The following is a 17,779-nucleotide window of genomic DNA, read 5'->3' as shown; positions in this document are numbered from 1 at the left end:
AAAATGCCTGAAAATATGGATAAAATGTTATATAGCTATAAGGCATAGAATATTTGAAGAGTTAGTTCAGATATCCAGGATGCTTTTTATGAAATACATTTATCAGGACTCTACGGAACTACCTGTGCAGAGGGATTTCATTGAAGATTTAAAATCATTCATAGATATAACGGCCCGAGTAATCCCTTTGGAGAATTCCATAATAGAAATCAAGTGCAAAAATAAAGAAGCACTCCATGAATTAAACAACAGAATTACCGGAATGGATATTTTTGAGGAGAAACTCAGCTCGCTGGTCAAGAAATTAGCAAGAGATATAGGCACCGAGGATTTGATGCCCTGTGCCGATTCGATACTGATCACCTGCAATGAAAACTTCGGGAAAAAACGTGAAATTCTCGAAATAGAGTCCAGAAAAATAGAAAGTGGAGCTGCCCAGGAATATCAAAAAATTGAGACAAAGGTTCTTGAAGCCCTTACTCCTTTTTTGATTTCAGGAATATATGGAGCAGAGAAGAGATTTGAGCTTTCCAGCAGTGTAAACGGAGTTTCAGGGGAAATGGAAGGTTCGGTTTCAGGCCTGCAATATTATTATAAACTCTGGTTTACAGAAGAGCCTCTGACAGTAGAGAGACTTATCGGAAGCCTTAGTCTTCCCGTATGGACAAAGACAGGCATCCTGCGAAAAGAAGAAAAAATAAAAATGCAGGACCTGTCCGAGTTTCTCGTAATTTCCCTCGAATACGACAGCGAAAAAAATGTCCGTATAATTCTTGAAAATAAAAAAGCAAACCGGAAGTTCAGGATAGAAGGCGGAGGACTCAAGTACTTTGTATATGAGGATGAAAGGGAGATAACCGAAGACAAAGATCTTGGGGGTTATATAGACATGAGAGATCTAGCCAAAATTCCGGAGAAGGTCCAGAATTACCTTCGGGAAAATCTCCGAACCTATACCCTCTCAAAAGTCCTGCTTGACGAAGAGGATGCAGTCTCAACAAATCAAATTTTCGACTGCCTGAAAGTAATTGCCGAACAGTACGGTGTGATAGTCCACGAATGCCTGGCAAGAGGGCACAATAAAGAAGAAATTACCATCAAGATGGAAAAGGCTGACGGGACGAGAACCGAGAAATATATCTCAAAAACTGAGATGTACACCCGCCTTTCAGATGTAGGAAGTGAAGGCGTTGAAATCGCCGAAATCCTCGGTGTGGACAGCAGGGCTCAGATAAAGGATAGTAAATACCTGATTGCCTGAGTTTTGTACGTTTATTTTCTGTTATTAGATTTAGTTATATTAAATAGATATTTATAATTGTTTTTATTATGTTTTTTCGTCCATTAACTCTTTACACATCAATTTTTTAAGTTTTTGTTTACTTTTAGACCTTATACACTCATTTAATCACTCGCCTATTTTTAGATTAAATCTATGAACAGGAACATTTTGAGAAGAGAGAAAGAAAAGGGCTTCCATTACAGGAGTGTTGATGTATTTATAAGAAGTTAATAAACAGAGGCAATCAATAAGTGGATATAATGAATTTTGAGGAAAATCTTCCGGAGTTTGTCTCTGAAATAAAATAAACAGAAATAGATAAAATTATAATATATCAGGTCAGTTCTGCAGAAACACAGAGAATAAAGCTTCAAGAAGGTAAGAGCTCGAACTGCTTTGATAGAGAATACCCTGCGCGCAGCAGAAGAGATGTTTTACTTAATGCGGCAGAGGGTCAGACAGAACAAAAACCTTAGGAAAAAAGGGTTTGAGAGAGTTCCTCCTCTGAAAAGCAAGCTTTTCGAAGGAAAAAAGAATTGAGAGTGTAGAACCTTAAATATGAAGCAGGAGAAGTAATGTATTGTGTGAAGTAATCATTGGGAAGATATATATTCCGGATAAGGAGTTGCTCGAAAATTTTCGCCCGAGATAAAAATCAGAAGCTTAATTTCGATGAATTATATAGCTACCTGTCAATAAGCTACTAATATACCTTAATTTCGACGAAACAGAAAACTACCTGGCATAAATTACTAATCATAAACTAGCTGAGATTCCAAAGTACGTTCATAATCCTTGGTTTTGAATAGATCTATTGATCAATGAATTTTCTATTAACCAATGGACCTATTTTGGAATCGATGCACCAGTAATCTGTCTTAAATTTTGGCAAATTGGAGGATTATTTGTCATAGAATACAACATACCAGAATGTTCTGTTCATAAACTTGTGGGGCGGAGGCTAATAAAAATGAAAGTAAATTATTTTCATTCATTGATTCACGTGTTGATAATAATGCTGCTAATTCCCGGAATTATGCCAGCTGTGGTTGCTGCAGCTGAGGATATACCTTCCGACGGGAATTCAACTGTTTTACTGCCTGACCTGGTGGTTAAGGAAATTTCCTGGAGCCCGACAACCCCAGAAGTTGGCGAAGAGGCGACCATCACAGCAATAGTGGAAAATCAGGGAGATGCAGTTTCAGGAACAACGACTCTGGCCCTTTACATTGACGGAAACTCGGTTAGAGAATGGGACGTATCCGAGATATCCAGTGGAGAGAGCAGTTCCGTCTCATATACATGGGTTCCGGAATCAGAAGGATCCGTAGAGCTGAAAGCAGTTGTTGATGAGGATAACCTGATAACTGAGAGTAACGAAGGGAACAACGAAGAGACAGCCACTGTAACAGTAGCAGGAAGTGGTCTTCCGGACCTGATAATAGATCTTGATTATCCTGAGGAGCCAGAGACAGGTGAGCATCAGAGGATATGGGTAAATGTGAAGAATCAGGGAACAGCGACTTCAGGAGCGACGATGCTGAATCTCTACATTGATGGGAGCCCTGTTAGAGAATGGGCTATATCCAAGTTACCAAAAGAAGAAACCAGTTATAAATCATATACATGGATTCCAACATCAGAAGGGACTGTAGAGATAAAAGCAGTTGTTGATGAGGACAACCTGGTAGCTGAGAGTAACGAAGGGAACAACGAAAAAACAGCTACCGTACTAGTAGCAGAAGATTTTTATCCGGACCTGATTATTGAAGATATCGTACCTGAATCGGAGGGGGAAGTCGGAAAGACTCTGAACCTCACCATGAAAGTAAAGAACCAGGGTACAGCCCCCTCAGAAGGAGTTCAGGCAGAATATTATATTAACGGAACCGCTCCAGCCCAGGATGAGATTCAGGTTCCGGCTCTCTCGGTAGGAGAAGAGAAAGAGGTCATATTCTCTCTGGTCCCGGATAGAGAAGGACAAATGGAAGTAAAAGGACGTATCGACTCCGGGACAGACGTTTATGAGCTTGACGAAAAGAACAATGAATTCACAAAAATTGTCGATGTAAAAATCATACGTCCAGACCTTATAATAGAGTCGCTTTCTTTAAACCCGGCATCTCCGGAAGTAGGGGACAACATTACCTTTACAGTATCAGTAAAGAACAACGGGCTCAGGGACTCGGAAAGCAGTGAGCTAAAATATTATATCAACGGAACCAACCTGACTCAGGAAGGAAAAATATCGATACCTGAAATTGTGATCGGAGAAACCACAACGGGTATTTTCCACTGGGTTCCCGAAGCAGAAGGAAACATAGATGTGAGACTGGTAGCAGATTCCGGAAATACCATACTCGAGGAAGACGAAACGAACAATGAACTGACAAAGACCGTAAGTATCGCCAAAGAAACTACTTCGAACAATGAAGAAAACTCTGATTCCAGTCCCGGCGGTGGTAGCAGTGGCGGAAGTAGCGGAAGTAGCAGCAGTAGCAGCATGGGAAGCGGTGTTTCCAAAGAGCCAGCAAAGAATGTGGAAGTCAAAGAACTCGATACAAGGCACATTATGAGCGGCTACCCTGTCAAATATGATTTCGCGGAGAATGCAACCTGTGTCACATATCTCGAAGTTTCCCCTCTGAAGACGTATAAGAAAACGACAGCAACCGTAGAGGTTCTCAAAGGAAAATCTATTTTTGTCCAGAAACAACCGCCTGGAAGGATATATAAGCAGTTAAACATCTGGCTGGGAAATAAAGGAGCAGGAAATAAGGATTCCATTAAGAGCGCCTATACAGGGTTCAAAGTTGAGAAGGACTGGATAGAAAATAACAGTGTTAATGAATCCAATGTGACCCTTCTCTGGTACGACAGCAAATGGATACCTCTAAGCACCGAGAAAACCGGCGAAGACAAAGACTACGTTTATTTCAGGGCAAAAACAATTGCATTCTCGTGCTTTGCAATAAGTGAATATACGGGAGAAGAAGGAACTGTAGCAACAGGAGAAGGGATACAGGAAACCCTGAGAGGCTGGGAAGACGGAAAGGCGATTCTGAACAGCAGTGCGGAAAAAGAAGGCGGCATCACAAAGAACCCGATGGGAGTAGCTAAAGTACTTCTTGCCATTTCCCTACCCCTGTTCATGATCCTTGTAGAGTATTTTGTTCTGAAGAAAAAGATCTGAAAAGATTCTTTTCTTCAATCCTTCTTTTTCCTTAGAAGGGGGAGCAGATTTTAACCCGCAAACAATGCAGATTTTTAACTTGGCATGAGCTTCATCCCGTTCTTCTTTCAGCCAGAAGAGCTCCGATTACAGAGCCAATAATACCTATTATCGCAGTATGAGCTACGATGACTACTGTAACTACAAAAGCGGAAGCTGCTACAAGCCCTCCAAGGACAGGTGCATTAAGCAGCACCACTCCAAGGATTCCCCCAAGAAGAAAGCCAGGGATTATCATAAAAATTGTCATCAGGATTCCGGACTTAAATCCCCCTCCGAGACCCCCGTCTGCATAATAACCACCCAGTAAGCCTCCCAGAAAAGGCGCTACCGAGTTCACGAGCGGAATAAAATAAAAAATTAAAGTACAGACCAGACCTATTAATGCGCCACCTATTGTTTTACCCAATGTTTATACCCCCTGATAGGGCAAGTCGAACCTGAGACAAATATAAATACAATATAATATTTGACTAAATATATAGTTGCGCCCTGTTGAATATATAGGAGAGGCAGCCAGCATAACTGAAACGCTGTTTGCGGCAATTATTGCGGGATCGTTTACCTGGACTCTGAGCCTGTGCTGAGAAAAAGGACCTCCGACAACTTTAGTGTTTTATATATAGAGCAAATCCCTGGAATATAATAACTTATTCAAGAAACATAACCCTGATATAAGTGTACCCTCCTAAACATTTATGGGGACAACTTATGACAGAAAACTGCATTTTTTGCAAAATAATATCAGGAGAAATTCCTTCATACAGGATATATGAGGATGACGCTGTTTACGCATTTCTTGATGTTTACCCGGCAAGTGAGGGGCATACGCTTGTAGCCCCTAAAAAACATTTCAGCAACTTTACGGATATGAAAGCAGAAGACGTTGCCCTTCTTTTTGAAGCTGCAAGAAAAGTTACGGCTGCGGTTGAGAAAGCTTTCTCAGCAGAAGGATCTAACATCGGCATAAATAACGGAGAAGTTGCAGGACAGGAAGTTCCCCATGTGCACGTACATGTTATTCCAAGGAAAAAAGGAGATGGGGGAAGAGGAATTAAATCAATCGTATGGACCGAACCCGACACCACCAATCTGGAAGAAGTTGCAGAAAAGATCAGAAAAAACCTATGAGAAAAAACTTTAATAAAAAAATGATCCCTGCAAAATGCAGGCAAAGAGTCAAATAGGGGAGACAGCTTCCGGATAATATTATCAATAAGAAACGATAATATATTTTTTGGAATATAGTGAATTCAGGGGAAGAAGGCATAGTTACCTTAGAAACGTTCCATTTCTCTTACTTCGGGGGTAAGAACATTGGCAGAACTGGAAATAGACGTTAGAGGGCAGACCTGCCCGGTTCCGCTGGTAGAGTGCAGAAAAGCGTTAAAAAAAGCCTCTCCGGGAGACCTTGTAATTGTAAAGGGCACGCATCCGGCATCAAAAAAAGAAATTCCCATGGCATGTGAGTCAATGGGACTCGAAGTGCTGGATATTGAAGACAAAGAGGAAGGAAAAGAGTGGGAGATAAAGATCCGGAGGTAAAACCGGAAAAGGAGGGGAGATGGGGGAAAAAGCAGTTATTGTCCTGCACAGCGGAGATATGGACAAAGTATACAGTGCGCTTATAATAGGAAACGGAGCCCTGGCAATGGGAATGGAAGCCTCCATATATTTCACTTTCTGGGGGCTCATGCGGCTTAAAAAAGGAGAGCTTGAAAAGGGGCCGCTTTCCAAAATGAACATGATGGGCCTGGGAAGGCAGATGATCAAGAAAAGGATGGATAAAGCCAATGTCGCCTCACTTGAAAGGCTGATGAGCGATTACAAGGAACTTGGCGGAAAGATCATAGCCTGTGAAATGACCATGGAGATAATGGGTATAACAAAAGAAGAGCTTCGAACGGAATGGGTGGACGAATGGGGAGCCGTTGGCTCGTATATCCATGAAGCCAGAGACGCAAACATAACCCTCTTTATCTGATCTGGAAAGGGAGTTCGGAATTAAAATTTTTGCGTCAGTTCGAACCTCCCGGGCCTTGCCTGGGGGCTTAAACCTCGGCATGTCCATTTCGGCCGGAAGTCTCACAACAAATAGAAGAATCTGAGGAAATGAATTATCTGAGGAGGGGAACGAGATATTTGAAAATATGATCTACCTTGACAATGCTGCATGCACCCGACTGGACGAAAGGGTGTTTGAAGCAATGAAACCTTACTTTTTTGATACCTATGCAGTAGCTACATCCGAGTTTGGCTATTCTATGGGAATCGACGCAAAAGAGGGGCTGGAAAATTCCAGAGAAGGTATAGCTTCAGGGCTTGGGGCAAGTTCCGAAGAAATTGTATTTACTTCGGGAGATACGGAATCAAGCAATATGGCACTTAAAGGAGTGGCCTGGGCCCTTAAGGAAAAGAAAGGAAAACACATCATCATCTCGAAGATAGAAGATTTTCCGGTCTTAAACACCGCAAAAGCCCTCCAGAGGCATGGTTTTGACGTGACTTTTCTGGATGTGGACACAGAAGGGTTTGCCGACCTTGAGGAGCTCAAAAAAGCAATCACAAAAGAAACCGCCCTGGTCTCGATTCAGCATTCCAATCAGGAAATCGGGACTGTCCAGGACCTTAAAGCTATTTCCGAGATATGCGAAGAAAAAGATGTGCTCCTGCACACCGATGCTACCCACAGCTTTACCCGGCTCCCTCTCAATGTAAAGGACCTTCCCGTAGATCTTGTGACAATGTCAGCCCATACAATTCACGGACCCAGGGGGATAGGGGCGCTCTATATCCGGAAAGATACCCCCATTGTAAAATTCATGGATGGGGGATTTCAGGAATTTAACCTGAGAGCAGGAGTGGAAAATATTCCCGGAGCCGTAGGGTTTGCAACGGCGGTAGAACTTGTAACCGAAGAAGAAAACAGGCAGCTTGCAGCTATGAGAGACAGGGTAATTGAAAGGGCCCTTTCCGAAATTACGGAGGTCACTCTCAACGGAAGCCGGGACAAACGTCTGCCTCAGAACGCAAACCTGACTTTCCACTATGTGGAAGGCGAATCCGTAACCCTGCATATGGACATGAGGGGGTTTGCAGTAAGCACGGGTTCAGCCTGTTTTTCCCGCTCCCTGGAAGCCAGCCACGTGATAAGGGGGATAGGAGGAGACCATGAGAGAGCACACGGTTCGGTACGTTTCACTTTCGGGCGCTATAACCGGATAGAAGATGCTGATGGGGCTATTGATGCTATGAGTGAAATTGTGGCAAGGCTCAGGGAAATAAGCCCGCTTGCAAAAAAATGAGCCGACAGAAAGAGAACACGTCGAAAGGGCAGGAAAAGAAAAGGGAGAGCAGGAAAATGAAAATCGAGAGGAAAAGTGAGGGTATAAAGTTTCCTTATAGCGAAAAAGTGCTGGAGCATTTCAGGAACCCGCATAATGTAGGGAAGATAGAGAACGCCGACGGAAAGGGCCTGGAAGGAAGTCCGGCATGCGGGGATATGGTTGCCGTATACATTAAAGTCGAACCCGAAACAAAGGTTATTGAAGACGTTAAATTCGAATCCTACGGGTGCGCTTCAAATATTGCTACAGGGTCCGTAATCACGGACCTTGCAAAGGGGAAAACTCTGGATGAAGCGAAGAAAATAACCTGGAAACAGGCATCAGAAGAACTGGGAGGGTTACCCCCGATTAAAGCCCACTGCTCCGTGCTTGCGGTTGAGGGCCTGCGTGCCGCAATCCGGGACTATGAGGAAAAGCACGGGCTTGTTACGGAAAAAGAGCCTACAACCGAAGACATTGTTCAGAGGAGGCTCAAGCATGTTATGAACCCTCTGACAGGGCTTGACATTATCCGCACGAATCTGATTCTTAAGATCAGTGTCGAAGCCGGAGTTGTCAGGGTAGTTGTTGACCTGCCTGCAGACCACCAGTTTGCTCCGGCAATAAAAGAGGACATAATAGAAAAACTGGGAGCTTTATGGGATGTGGAAAAGGTAGATGTGGTGTTTACAGCTTGAATAAACTATGGATGGGGAGATGATATTTATCGAACTGATGATCACAATAAACTTCCTTAAAACAAAACCTGAACTCACAAAACCTCTTAAGCTGCCGGAAAGTTATCCGATGGAAGCCTATTACCCTACCAGTTACTCCATACGATATGGCGAAAAAACGGAAGTATACAACTGTTGCCTCTGAAGGAATGATCCCCCGGGCAAAATCATCAGGAAACAGAAGTCTGGAAATGGAAAAGAAAAGCGGAGAAGAAGAAAAGTAGAGGAAAAAGAAGAAGGAACACCACCGGGTTTCAACCGGGATAAACGTTTAAAACACGCTTCTGCCTTCCACGTCTCTTTTCCGGGCTTTCGGGCCCGCAATGGCAACACTCCCCCTGAGGCTGTAACAGGATCGACATGGATAGTGGTCCCGGAAAGGTAGGAAAAATTCTCCAGAAGCTTTTCCCTTACGACATTGGCGATTTCATGCCCCTCCTCAACAGAAAGGGAAGGGTCAACGGAAGCATTAATCTCCGCATGGAGCCTGTGCCCGATCCAGCGGACTCTGAGGTCCGTGACTTCACAGACTCCCTCGACACCCTCGGCAATGGCTTTGACCTGATCAAGGACTTCAGGCTCAACGCCGTCAAGAAGGCGGGTAAATACCAGTTTGCTCGAGTCAAGGACTATTTTGAGGATGGCAATTGTTATTAACATGCCAATAAGAGGATCAAGGATCGGATATCCGAGCCAGGCACCTACAACCCCTATAAGAACTGCAAGGCTGGTAAAACCGTCCACTCTGGCATGGTACCCGTCAGCAATAAGGGCTGCACTCCCTATTTCCTTTCCGACCTTCATGCGGAACTGCGCCACGACCTCGTTTCCGATGCACCCCATGATTGCAGCAAGAGCTACAGCCTGCAAATGCTCCACAGGCAGGGGGTTTAAGAAGCGGGTCACGGATTCGTAGCCTGCAACTGCTGCACTGAAGAGGATCAGGAAAACAATGATTAACCCTGCAAGGTCTTCCACCCGACCGTAACCGTAGGAGAAGCGTTTGCTCGGTTTTCTTCTCGCAAGGGTAAAAGCGATTGCAAGAGGGATCGCCGTTGACGCATCTCCGAAGTTGTGGATGGTATCCGCAAGAAGGGCAACACTACCCGATATAATAACAATGAAAATCTGCAGAACCGCTGTTACCATCAGCCCTATAAAGGACCACTTAACAGCCCAGAGCCCTTTCTGGGTAGCAATTATGGAAGAGTCAACCCGCCCATGCGTGTGGCTGTGTCCGTGAGAATGCTCGTGAGGATGAACATGGGAATGTTTGTAAAAATGGGAATGGAAGAATTTGTGAGAGATTGAATGCAGACAAAGCCGGTAATTGAAAAGCTCTTCGTGCTTGTGGCTCTGGCCGCGGGACTTCTCAGAAGTGCTCTCATTATCATGCAGGTGATTGCTGGAATCAGATTCGGACATTTGACTTTCCCTCTTTTTGATTTGGATCTCATATTAAACTCGATGATAGCTTTATAAATAGGTATTTATCTTTGAAAAATAATTTATTATGCATCCCATCATACCATTTTTTAGGAAAATAGCATAAAAAAATGCTATTTTATCTATACTGACTACTTTGAGGTCTTTATGAAATTACAAAAAACTTGATATTTACTACCCGAAGCGAGGATATGGCTGAGACCTAAAAGGAATAACTGAAAACGAAACTGGTTTTTTTCTAAAAAGCTGCTTTTTGAGAGATTTAGCTTTTTACTTTGAAACCCGCTGTTTGATTTTTAAAGAATAGTTTTAGTCTTAAGTTTACGAATTGGTACATATCAGTAGAAAAATATTAATTCTTCAAAAAATCACTTCACAGATGAAAGACAGGAAACCAAGAATTTGTGCCATAATATGAACAAATAATAAAAAGAAGATTTGAAAAAGAAGCTATAAAGGCACATGAAAGGGAAAAGGAAAAGTGATTTTAAAGCGGGTCCGGCCCCGAAAAAAAGAAAATTTAGTCCATTTCGACCCAAATAAGTGGATGAATATAAAGCCGATTAATTTTCTGCCCTGACATGGCTCGTAAGCCAGGGTATAAAATTAAAAACAGATGGTCCGAAATCATTATCTTCCGAACTAAGACCTGTTACCCAAATCCGTATCCTTACGTAGTTTTCGAGTTTTAATTAAAGTGGATAGAAATCCATCCTCTATCCTGCAGAGCAAACAGAAATGAAATCAACTGGCGCTTATCCCGGGAACCGTGCAACCCCGGGGGAGATCCAGCAGGATAGAAAAAGGATAATTATTGAAAGGCAATTATTGAAACCGCAAGGTGAAACAGGGAGGAATAAGATGATTCAAGCTAAAGAAATAGGTCGAAAACCCGAGGTCATGTGGGGCCTCAATATAAGCAAAGACGGGAAATCTTACGAGGAAAATTACATGCTTTTGTTTCCCAGATATGTCAGTGCCATAGATGAAGAAGAATGAAATTTTGAGAGTGAAAGTACTTATCCTCAAAAAAGTGCTCAAAAGAACAAAAACCAGTTTTCAAACCCAAATAAAATATCGCTCGAGGGAATGAAATTCTCTCGGGCAAACCTCCATTATCTTCCAACAATTGAAATTAACTTAACCTCTAACTTAATCGTGTAAACCTCAAGAATTTGGCCTTTTTTTAGGAAACCTCAACAGGATCTAACCCGGAATAACTTAATCCTTATTTCTGTTCCGGAAAATTAATCTTTTTTAGTTCAGAATACCCGCCCTTTCCGATAAGAGTGATTTAAACCTTTATAACTTAGAAAAACTTCCACAATTCAGAAGGATTTTACTACCAGATTCGTTTTCTTTTCTTGAATAAAATAGACAGTTATATTAAATTTAAGTTATAAAATCATACCGTGCAGGTTGACAGGGAAAAATAAGAAGGAAGTGTAAGATGAAGAAGGAAACTATAGGTAGTGAAACAGTAGAAAACAGAATGGAGAAAGAGATCCTTAACGGACAGCAACCCCACTGGGAAAAAGTGTTTTCAAACTCTTGCTCAAGGTTCGGAGACAAACCAAGTTATCCGGCCCGGAAAGCTGCAGCTATTTTTGAGAAGGAAGGAAAAAAGAAAATTTTGGAACTTGGAGGCGGCCAGGGAAGAGACACCTGTTTTTTTGCCAGCAAAGGTTTTTCAGTCCATTCGCTTGACTACACCGAAAGCGGGCCGAAGGCGATAAAAGAAAAAGCCGAAGAAGCGGGGTTTGAGAAAGATGTTACGACCCTCAGGCATGACGTAAGAGACCCTCTTCCCTTTGAAGCCGGAACTTTTGATGCGTGCTATTCTCATATGCTTTACTGCATGGCCCTTACCACAGCCGAACTGGAGTTTCTCTGCAAGGAGATAAAAAGAGTGCTCAAGCCAAGTGGAGTAAATGTCTATACGGCCAGACACACCGGAGATGCCCATTACGGGACAGGGACTCACAGAGGAGAGGACATGTACGAAATTGCAGGCGGCTTTATAGTGCATTTTTTCAGCAGAGAAAAGGTTGAAAGCCTTGCAAAAGAGTACGGAAGTTTCGAGCTGGAAAGATTTGAAGAAGGCGAGCTCCCGAGAAAACTGTACATGGTAACGATGCGAAAATAAAGACAAGGAGATTTAGGCTGCACTTAGAGAAGTTCCCGGACTCGTCTGAAACAAAGGATAGTTCTGAAGAGAATGATATTTCAGAAGAGAATGATATTTCAGAGGATAATGATATTTCAGAGGATAATGATATTTCAGAGGATAATGATATTTCAGAGGATAATGATATATTAACTGATAACGGTAAATAGTGCTAACGGTAAATAGTGCTGAAGACCGAAAAAACCTGGAGCTCCGCATTCATGACCGAATATGTCCATGGTTATTCCGAAAGAGAGGCCCTTCGCCTTTCAGAACAGGCCGAAACACTTGAAAAACTCCTTCATCATGATACGATCTATCCCCCCAGAGCAAAGGTGCTGGAAGCGGGCTGCGGGATAGGAGCCCAGACTGTTATTCTTGCAAAAAATAATCCTGAAGCAGAAATCACATCAATTGACATCTCCCCTGAATCCCTTGAAAAAGCCAGGGAAAACGTAGCAAGAAACGGATTTGAAAACGTCAGGTTCCTGCAGGCAAACATATTTTCCCTCCCTTTTGAGGCCGAAAGCTTTGACCATATTTTTGTCTGTTTTGTGCTCGAACATCTGCAAAACCCGGAAGAAGCCCTGAAAAACCTGAAAAAAGTCCTGAAGCCCGGAGGGACGCTTACCGTAATTGAAGGGGACCACGGGTCCTGTTACTTCTATCCCGAAGGAAGAAATGCCCTCGATGCCTGGCACTGCCTTATCCGGGTACAGGCACAAATGAAAGGGAACTCTTTAATCGGCCGCCAGCTTTATCCTCTTATGCAGATGTCGGGACTCAGGGAGATAAGAGTGGAGCCGAGAATGGTTTATGCGGATTTGAGCAAACCCGAACTTGTGAACGGTTTTGTCTTGAAGACTATCATTCCCATGGTGGAAGGCGTAAAAAACCAGGCTATGGAGATGAAAATGATGGAAGAAGAAGCGTGGAAAAAAGGGATAGAAGAACTCCATCAGACTGCAGGACCAGAAGGGACTTTCTGCTATACATTCTTTAAAGGCAGGGGGACAAAATAACACTCTACGAACAGGGAAATAGGAGAGTTAAAAAAGAGAGGGAGAAAAAAGTGAGTAAGAAAAAACCCGGATAAAGGTAGAAAAGAAAGTCGAAAACTCAACACGTGGAAAAACTCAGATCGAACGGATCTGCCTGGAATTCTGTTTGTAATATGCAAAAAGTTCTTCTCCCCATTTGAGGGCTCCGGGCTCAAAGCTTACGAGGTAGTTACGGTCAATTCTGTTATTTTTATCAAGCAGGGAAAGCGCAAAGATCTTATCGGTTACTACCAGCATCATTGGTTTTTTCTCCCCGTCCGACACAAAAAAATGTGAGTTTTCACAGGTCAAAAAGAACTGAACTTCCTTTTTGTATTCCGGAAGGTCCAGCCTGAGAACGGAGCTGTCACTGAAAGATGTGGTTTCCTGAGGGACGCACTCATTCCGGATACTCTCGAAAACCGACTCCGTAAGGATAATTGTAACATCAATCCCTTTTTCGAGAAATTCCAGACAGAGCAGATGGTAAGCCGGGTGGATTGCCGAAGTAAATACCATAATGCGAGAAGAACCCAGCATACATTTTACAATATCTTCCTGAACTTTAAATAGATGAGAAAGATCGGGATTCAGGACCTTACACCGCCCCAACTCCCCGATTCTGATAAGAAGATGGAAAGGGATCGGACTCAAATCGTGTTCGGACCAGAAATCTCTGTCGTTGTCATATATCTTCAGGGTGTTTAGCAAAAACTGTACGTTTGTAACTATCACTACCCCCATTTCAGAGAGGGAATACACTCCATCCGTATGTATGACCAGTCCCAGGTCAACTAACTTTTTGATCTGGGGGATCATTGACTTCCAGGGGAAATCAAAGGCATTTTTGATCTCGTCACTGCTTTTTGGGCCTTCTTCTTTTAATAGCAGAAGAAGGTTCTTTCTTTTTTCAGAAAGGAAAATTGCATCAATCAACGAAGAACTGGTACCAGAAACCGGGTTCATGGGTTCGTCTCACATAATATATTATACCGGGAACTATAAGTTCACAGGAAATTCTTCAAGGAATTCGGGACGAAGCTCATACTTCTCGACACTCACAACAAAGGGAGCGCGTTCCAATCGGAGTTGTCATTTCCAACGCCATTAGAATATTCCAGTCTCAAAGTAAAAGACTTCATCGTTTTGGTTATATACGATTATGAATTATATAAATTCGACAGATAGATAACACTAATCTATCGTCGTTTCGATTGGGTGAACATTAAAATGTGGTAGATTGCTGTGGTTTTCTTCAGGAGCGGTCAAGAAGCCATTAATACTCTTTTCGAGTAGGACGCTGTTGATGAAAGAAGCCTCACATCATCAATACATTTTTGCAAGCTCTGAGGTAAAACCTACAGCGAATAAAAACCACATTGATAAAGTTACTATTTTAAAAAAAATCTTTCAAGACTGAAGCTGTACTGCCTGTATATAGTCATACCCTGAACTACGGCCATACCAGGAACAACTTTACAGGGAAGAAAGAGATTCAGTGACAGGCTTTGACATCTCCTTATAATACATGAAAAGCTCTTCTCCCCACATTAAAGCCGCAGGCTCAGAACTGATAAGAAATTTGGTCGTTAATTTTCCTTTTTTGTCCAGAAGAGATAACAAAAAAATCCGATCGGTAACAATCATTGACATCGGTTTTAAGTCGCCTTGGTAGACCAGAAAATTGGAAGCCTTACTGTTCAGAATATACTTTATTTCCTGCTTGTATTCAATCAGAGCTTTATTGAAGATTGAATTGTTCGTATTTATAAATGGAAGGTCCGAAGTGCATTCAGTCTGAAGAATATCAAGAATGGGTTTCGTGACAATTGCCGTAGACTCAATGCCCTTTTCCAGGAATTCAAAATAAAGAAAAGGAGAAGAAGGATGGAATACCGAAACAAAAGACATAATACGCTTCGAACCCACCAGGTTCTTTGTGATCTCTTCCGGAATCAGTAGAATATTTGAGAGATCTCTCTCCAGAATATTAACATGGCCCAGCTCCCCAACCCTTGCACGCAGATGGGGAGGAATGGAACTCAGGTCATGATCATACCAGAAATCCAGGTTTTCTTCGTATATGGAAAGCGTATTCAGGAGAGCCTGAACCTTTTCGGCAATCACTGCTCCCATATCGGAGAGAATGTACATCTCCCCTTCCTCAAGTACCAGGCCCCAATCGATTAATTTCTTTATCTGGGGGGTAATAGATTTCCAGGGGAAATCAAAAACTTCCTTAATTTCCTCCCCGCGTTTGGGGCCCTCTTCTTTCAGGAGCAAAAGAAGTTTCTTTCTTTTTTCAGACAGAAAAATCGTATCCAGAAGCGAGGATCTGGTTTCTCCCCGGATATGTGTTTTTGATTTCATCTCGTTTCAGTAATAATTGAAGGGATTATATAAAGTCACTGAAAAAAAGACGAATAAAGTGAAACTTCAAATCCCGGATAAAACATCAAAACCACAAAAACATCAAAACCACAAAAACATCAAAACCACTGAAAGTCAATAGACCGGTAGAACGTCAAAAGATCGGGACTTTTCAACCCTGTTAAGGCAACTCAAAACGGCCAGTACCTTTTGCTTTTTCCAGTAGCATTTGCCAGGCAAAACCGCCCTAACCGTTCCTGCAGTAAAGAGAAAAAACAATACCGTTTTGGCTATATGAAAATAAATCGAAATGTAAGGTGGTATTCCCAGAAAGGAGTTGGATAAAAAAAGCTGTGAAAACTGGAGGTTTTAAGACGAAAAAACACAACAAACCCATAATTTTTGCCCTGCTGATAGTGACAATTCTTATCATGTCAACGGGTATGGCAGCGGCAAAAGAAACAAAACTGGTTGTAAGAAGTGCTGATACCTCTGCTAACAAAGTGGTTATTTACGGCACATTTACACCCGAAACAATCGAGATCAACGCCGGAGAGGAGGTAACCTGGTTTAACTTCAAGAAACCGAAAACTCCGATGGTGCTGGTAAGTGAAGACGGGCTGTGGGAAGAGACGAAACTGTACTACGGAAAAGCCTTTTCGTATACATTTGAAGAGCCAGGCACGTATGTCCTTACCCTCAAAGATAACCCGGAAATAAAAGGAACAGTAAAAGTATCCGCCTCCGAGCTACAGGAAGAGGACTCGGAAAACGCCGGTGAAAATGCCACTGTAGAAAATCCCCTGGATACGACAGAAGCATCCTCAGCTTCGAATTCAGGAAAAAGTGACGAAAAAAACAGTGATGAAAAAAATGTCCGGAATGAAGAAAAAATGTTGATTTACTCAACAGCGTTTTCTCCCGAAACCTTGGAAATAGAAAAAGGGGATACTGTTACCTGGGTCAACCTCAAAAGACCGAAGGGAGCCTCAGTACTTGTGAGTGACGACGGGCTATGGGAAGATGCAACCCTGTACTACGGAAAAGCCTTTTCGTACACATTTGAAGAAGCAGGAACTTACACCTTCAGCCTGGGTGCCACGCAGGAAACAAGAGCCACAATAATAGTAAAGTAAAAAACAGTCTCGTAACTCAGAAATCAAAAAGGAACCTCGCAAGAGATAAACTAAAAAATAGCCTCACAACAGAAAGTGAAAAATAACCTGAATACAAAAAAAGGAAGCCTCACAACACAGAAACTAAAAAACGGTCTCATAATATCGAAACAAAAAAGTGCCTCGTAATCGAATAAAACGAAAAAACAGACTGAAGTTTGTGTGCAAAATCAAAGTTGTGCTGGCGCACCTCGATGCAAGCAACGGGATATGTTTGCGCCACCACTCAAAAAACAGGTCACAAAAAAGAGGTCGCAAAAAACGGGTGGATTTTGAAAAACATTAGTCTTCAACCCAATGGAAATACTATAAACCAGATTTGATCTGCCCCAAAGAAAAAAATTAAAGGTTGTGGAAGTAAGTCATCGAAAAAACTTAGCATCCGAAGATCTTCCTCCATTTTAAAAAAAGCAGCTCATGTACTCACTTATTGAGAGACGACCGGGGGTTTGCTTCCACAATCGACTTCATTACCCTGAAGATCATTTTTTCACCTGAAAGAGACTTTTCACCCGAAGAAATCCGGAAGGGTTCTATTATGGAAATAGATGCGATATCTAAATTTAAGCTTGAGACAGGGATGATATTTAAATTCACGTTTGAGACTTTTCAATAAATCCCACCATATTTTTTTGAAAGAGTGACCTTTCATCACCCATTGAATTAGATTATTGGAAGAATAAAGGGAAAACTCCGCAGAAAAGAAGTTACCTGAAGGTAGGGACTCAACTAAAAAATAAGGCAGAAGAAGCATGATTTTAAAAAAAAGATGATCACAGACCTTAAATAAAAAGAAGTCAAACTTGAATGAGGGGAGAGAGATAGGACATAGGGGTTTAAAATAAAAAAGGAAAATTCGTATTTTTATTAGGAGGGGGGGAGGCGAGGCTCCAGGTTGGGAGATCTCTTTTCGAATGAATCAAAACACTTGAATCAAATAGTTTTAAGAAAAGGGTATCTTCTGCAATTGGATATCGAATTTTATTCATGATAAATGAAGGATA

At 42.2% G+C, this 17,779-nt stretch carries 16 protein-coding genes; 12 read left to right on the top strand and 4 right to left on the bottom strand.

The annotated features are described in order from the left end of the window. Positions 1-88 precede the first annotated feature (88 nt). Positions 89-1,261, top strand: coding sequence for a hypothetical protein (locus MSSIT_RS03835; RefSeq protein ID WP_048170173.1), 1,173 nt, complete (start codon positions 89-91; stop codon positions 1,259-1,261). A 991-nt stretch (positions 1,262-2,252) separates the two neighbouring features. Continuing rightward, positions 2,253-4,475, top strand: a complete 2,223-nt coding sequence (locus tag MSSIT_RS03830; RefSeq protein ID WP_231590405.1) for a CARDB domain-containing protein — start codon at positions 2,253-2,255, stop codon at positions 4,473-4,475. A 91-nt stretch (positions 4,476-4,566) separates the two neighbouring features. On the opposite strand, the gene MSSIT_RS03825 is transcribed toward MSSIT_RS03830, so the two are convergent. Continuing rightward, the gene (locus tag MSSIT_RS03825) at positions 4,567-4,923 is read right to left on the bottom strand and encodes a DUF5518 domain-containing protein (RefSeq protein ID WP_048170169.1); all 357 of its coding nucleotides are present in this window, start codon (positions 4,921-4,923) and stop codon (positions 4,567-4,569) included. A 302-nt stretch (positions 4,924-5,225) separates the two neighbouring features. Here MSSIT_RS03825 and MSSIT_RS03820 point away from each other — a divergent pair, with 302 nt between their 5' ends. The 5 genes from MSSIT_RS03820 (at position 5,226) to MSSIT_RS03800 (ending at position 8,538) form a co-directional block, all read left to right on the top strand. Then, the gene (locus tag MSSIT_RS03820) at positions 5,226-5,645 is read left to right on the top strand and encodes an HIT family protein (protein WP_048170167.1); all 420 of its coding nucleotides are present in this window, start codon (positions 5,226-5,228) and stop codon (positions 5,643-5,645) included. A 186-nt stretch (positions 5,646-5,831) separates the two neighbouring features. Further along, positions 5,832-6,059 carry a sulfurtransferase TusA family protein gene (locus tag MSSIT_RS03815; RefSeq protein ID WP_048170165.1) on the top strand — a complete coding sequence of 76 codons (228 nt, stop codon included), beginning with the start codon at positions 5,832-5,834 and terminating at the stop codon, positions 6,057-6,059. 19 nt (positions 6,060-6,078) lie between these two features. After that, positions 6,079-6,498 carry a DsrE/DsrF/DrsH-like family protein gene (locus MSSIT_RS03810; RefSeq protein WP_048170163.1) on the top strand — a complete coding sequence of 140 codons (420 nt, stop codon included), beginning with the start codon at positions 6,079-6,081 and terminating at the stop codon, positions 6,496-6,498. A gap of 166 nt (positions 6,499-6,664) precedes the next feature. After that, on the top strand, positions 6,665-7,819 hold the full coding sequence (locus MSSIT_RS03805) for a cysteine desulfurase family protein (RefSeq protein WP_048170162.1): 1,155 nt from the start codon (positions 6,665-6,667) through the stop codon (positions 7,817-7,819). A gap of 56 nt (positions 7,820-7,875) precedes the next feature. After that, the gene (locus tag MSSIT_RS03800) at positions 7,876-8,538 is read left to right on the top strand and encodes an iron-sulfur cluster assembly scaffold protein (RefSeq protein WP_048174486.1); all 663 of its coding nucleotides are present in this window, start codon (positions 7,876-7,878) and stop codon (positions 8,536-8,538) included. Between the two features lie 132 nt (positions 8,539-8,670). Here MSSIT_RS03800 and MSSIT_RS03795 read toward each other — a convergent pair whose 3' ends face one another. Beyond that, positions 8,671-10,002, bottom strand: a complete 1,332-nt coding sequence (locus MSSIT_RS03795; RefSeq protein WP_231590404.1) for a cation diffusion facilitator family transporter — start codon at positions 10,000-10,002, stop codon at positions 8,671-8,673. Between the two features lie 882 nt (positions 10,003-10,884). On the opposite strand from MSSIT_RS03795, the gene MSSIT_RS03790 reads away from it, so the two are divergent. The 3 genes from MSSIT_RS03790 to MSSIT_RS03780 all read left to right on the top strand — a co-directional run bounded on the left by MSSIT_RS03790 (position 10,885) and on the right by MSSIT_RS03780 (position 13,212). Continuing rightward, positions 10,885-11,022 (top strand): hypothetical protein, encoded by a 138-nt coding sequence (locus MSSIT_RS03790; RefSeq protein ID WP_231590403.1) that lies wholly within the window; start codon positions 10,885-10,887, stop codon positions 11,020-11,022. 451 nt (positions 11,023-11,473) lie between these two features. Further along, complete coding sequence (locus MSSIT_RS03785; RefSeq protein WP_048170161.1) at positions 11,474-12,169, top strand: class I SAM-dependent methyltransferase; 696 nt, start codon at positions 11,474-11,476, stop codon at positions 12,167-12,169. A gap of 242 nt (positions 12,170-12,411) precedes the next feature. Then, the gene (locus tag MSSIT_RS03780) at positions 12,412-13,212 is read left to right on the top strand and encodes a class I SAM-dependent methyltransferase (protein ID WP_048170159.1); all 801 of its coding nucleotides are present in this window, start codon (positions 12,412-12,414) and stop codon (positions 13,210-13,212) included. Between the two features lie 114 nt (positions 13,213-13,326). Here the strand turns inward: MSSIT_RS03780 and MSSIT_RS03775 are convergent, their stop codons facing one another. Both MSSIT_RS03775 and MSSIT_RS03770 read right to left on the bottom strand, forming a co-directional pair. After that, positions 13,327-14,196 carry a helix-turn-helix transcriptional regulator gene (locus MSSIT_RS03775; protein ID WP_048170157.1) on the bottom strand — a complete coding sequence of 290 codons (870 nt, stop codon included), beginning with the start codon at positions 14,194-14,196 and terminating at the stop codon, positions 13,327-13,329. 510 nt (positions 14,197-14,706) lie between these two features. Further along, on the bottom strand, positions 14,707-15,600 hold the full coding sequence (locus MSSIT_RS03770; protein WP_048170155.1) for a helix-turn-helix transcriptional regulator: 894 nt from the start codon (positions 15,598-15,600) through the stop codon (positions 14,707-14,709). A 353-nt stretch (positions 15,601-15,953) separates the two neighbouring features. Between MSSIT_RS03770 and MSSIT_RS03765 the strand changes: the two genes are divergently transcribed. Both MSSIT_RS03765 and MSSIT_RS03760 read left to right on the top strand, forming a co-directional pair. After that, positions 15,954-16,736, top strand: coding sequence for a cupredoxin domain-containing protein (locus MSSIT_RS03765; protein ID WP_231590402.1), 783 nt, complete (start codon positions 15,954-15,956; stop codon positions 16,734-16,736). A gap of 469 nt (positions 16,737-17,205) precedes the next feature. After that, positions 17,206-17,391: a hypothetical protein gene (locus MSSIT_RS03760; protein WP_048170150.1), complete on the top strand. Its 186-nt coding sequence runs from the start codon at positions 17,206-17,208 to the stop codon at positions 17,389-17,391. Positions 17,392-17,779: the final 388 nt, after the last annotated feature.

This window comes from Methanosarcina siciliae T4/M (assembly GCF_000970085.1).
GTDB lineage: Archaea > Halobacteriota > Methanosarcinia > Methanosarcinales > Methanosarcinaceae > Methanosarcina > Methanosarcina siciliae.
Note: the sequence above shows the minus strand (reverse complement) of the source record. Positions and strands in the feature narration are given on the sequence as shown.

Coding starts and splice junctions, on each gene's coding strand:
- MSSIT_RS03835 (WP_048170173.1), top strand. CDS start 89: ATGAAATACATTTATCAGGACTCTACGGAACTACCTGTGCAGAGGGAT.
- MSSIT_RS03830 (WP_231590405.1), top strand. CDS start 2,253: ATGAAAGTAAATTATTTTCATTCATTGATTCACGTGTTGATAATAATG.
- MSSIT_RS03820 (WP_048170167.1), top strand. CDS start 5,226: ATGACAGAAAACTGCATTTTTTGCAAAATAATATCAGGAGAAATTCCT.
- MSSIT_RS03810 (WP_048170163.1), top strand. CDS start 6,079: ATGGGGGAAAAAGCAGTTATTGTCCTGCACAGCGGAGATATGGACAAA.
- MSSIT_RS03805 (WP_048170162.1), top strand. CDS start 6,665: ATGATCTACCTTGACAATGCTGCATGCACCCGACTGGACGAAAGGGTG.
- MSSIT_RS03800 (WP_048174486.1), top strand. CDS start 7,876: ATGAAAATCGAGAGGAAAAGTGAGGGTATAAAGTTTCCTTATAGCGAA.
- MSSIT_RS03795 (WP_231590404.1), bottom strand. CDS start 10,002: ATGTCCGAATCTGATTCCAGCAATCACCTGCATGATAATGAGAGCACT.
- MSSIT_RS03790 (WP_231590403.1), top strand. CDS start 10,885: ATGATTCAAGCTAAAGAAATAGGTCGAAAACCCGAGGTCATGTGGGGC.
- MSSIT_RS03785 (WP_048170161.1), top strand. CDS start 11,474: ATGAAGAAGGAAACTATAGGTAGTGAAACAGTAGAAAACAGAATGGAG.
- MSSIT_RS03780 (WP_048170159.1), top strand. CDS start 12,412: ATGACCGAATATGTCCATGGTTATTCCGAAAGAGAGGCCCTTCGCCTT.
- MSSIT_RS03775 (WP_048170157.1), bottom strand. CDS start 14,196: ATGAACCCGGTTTCTGGTACCAGTTCTTCGTTGATTGATGCAATTTTC.
- MSSIT_RS03770 (WP_048170155.1), bottom strand. CDS start 15,600: ATGAAATCAAAAACACATATCCGGGGAGAAACCAGATCCTCGCTTCTG.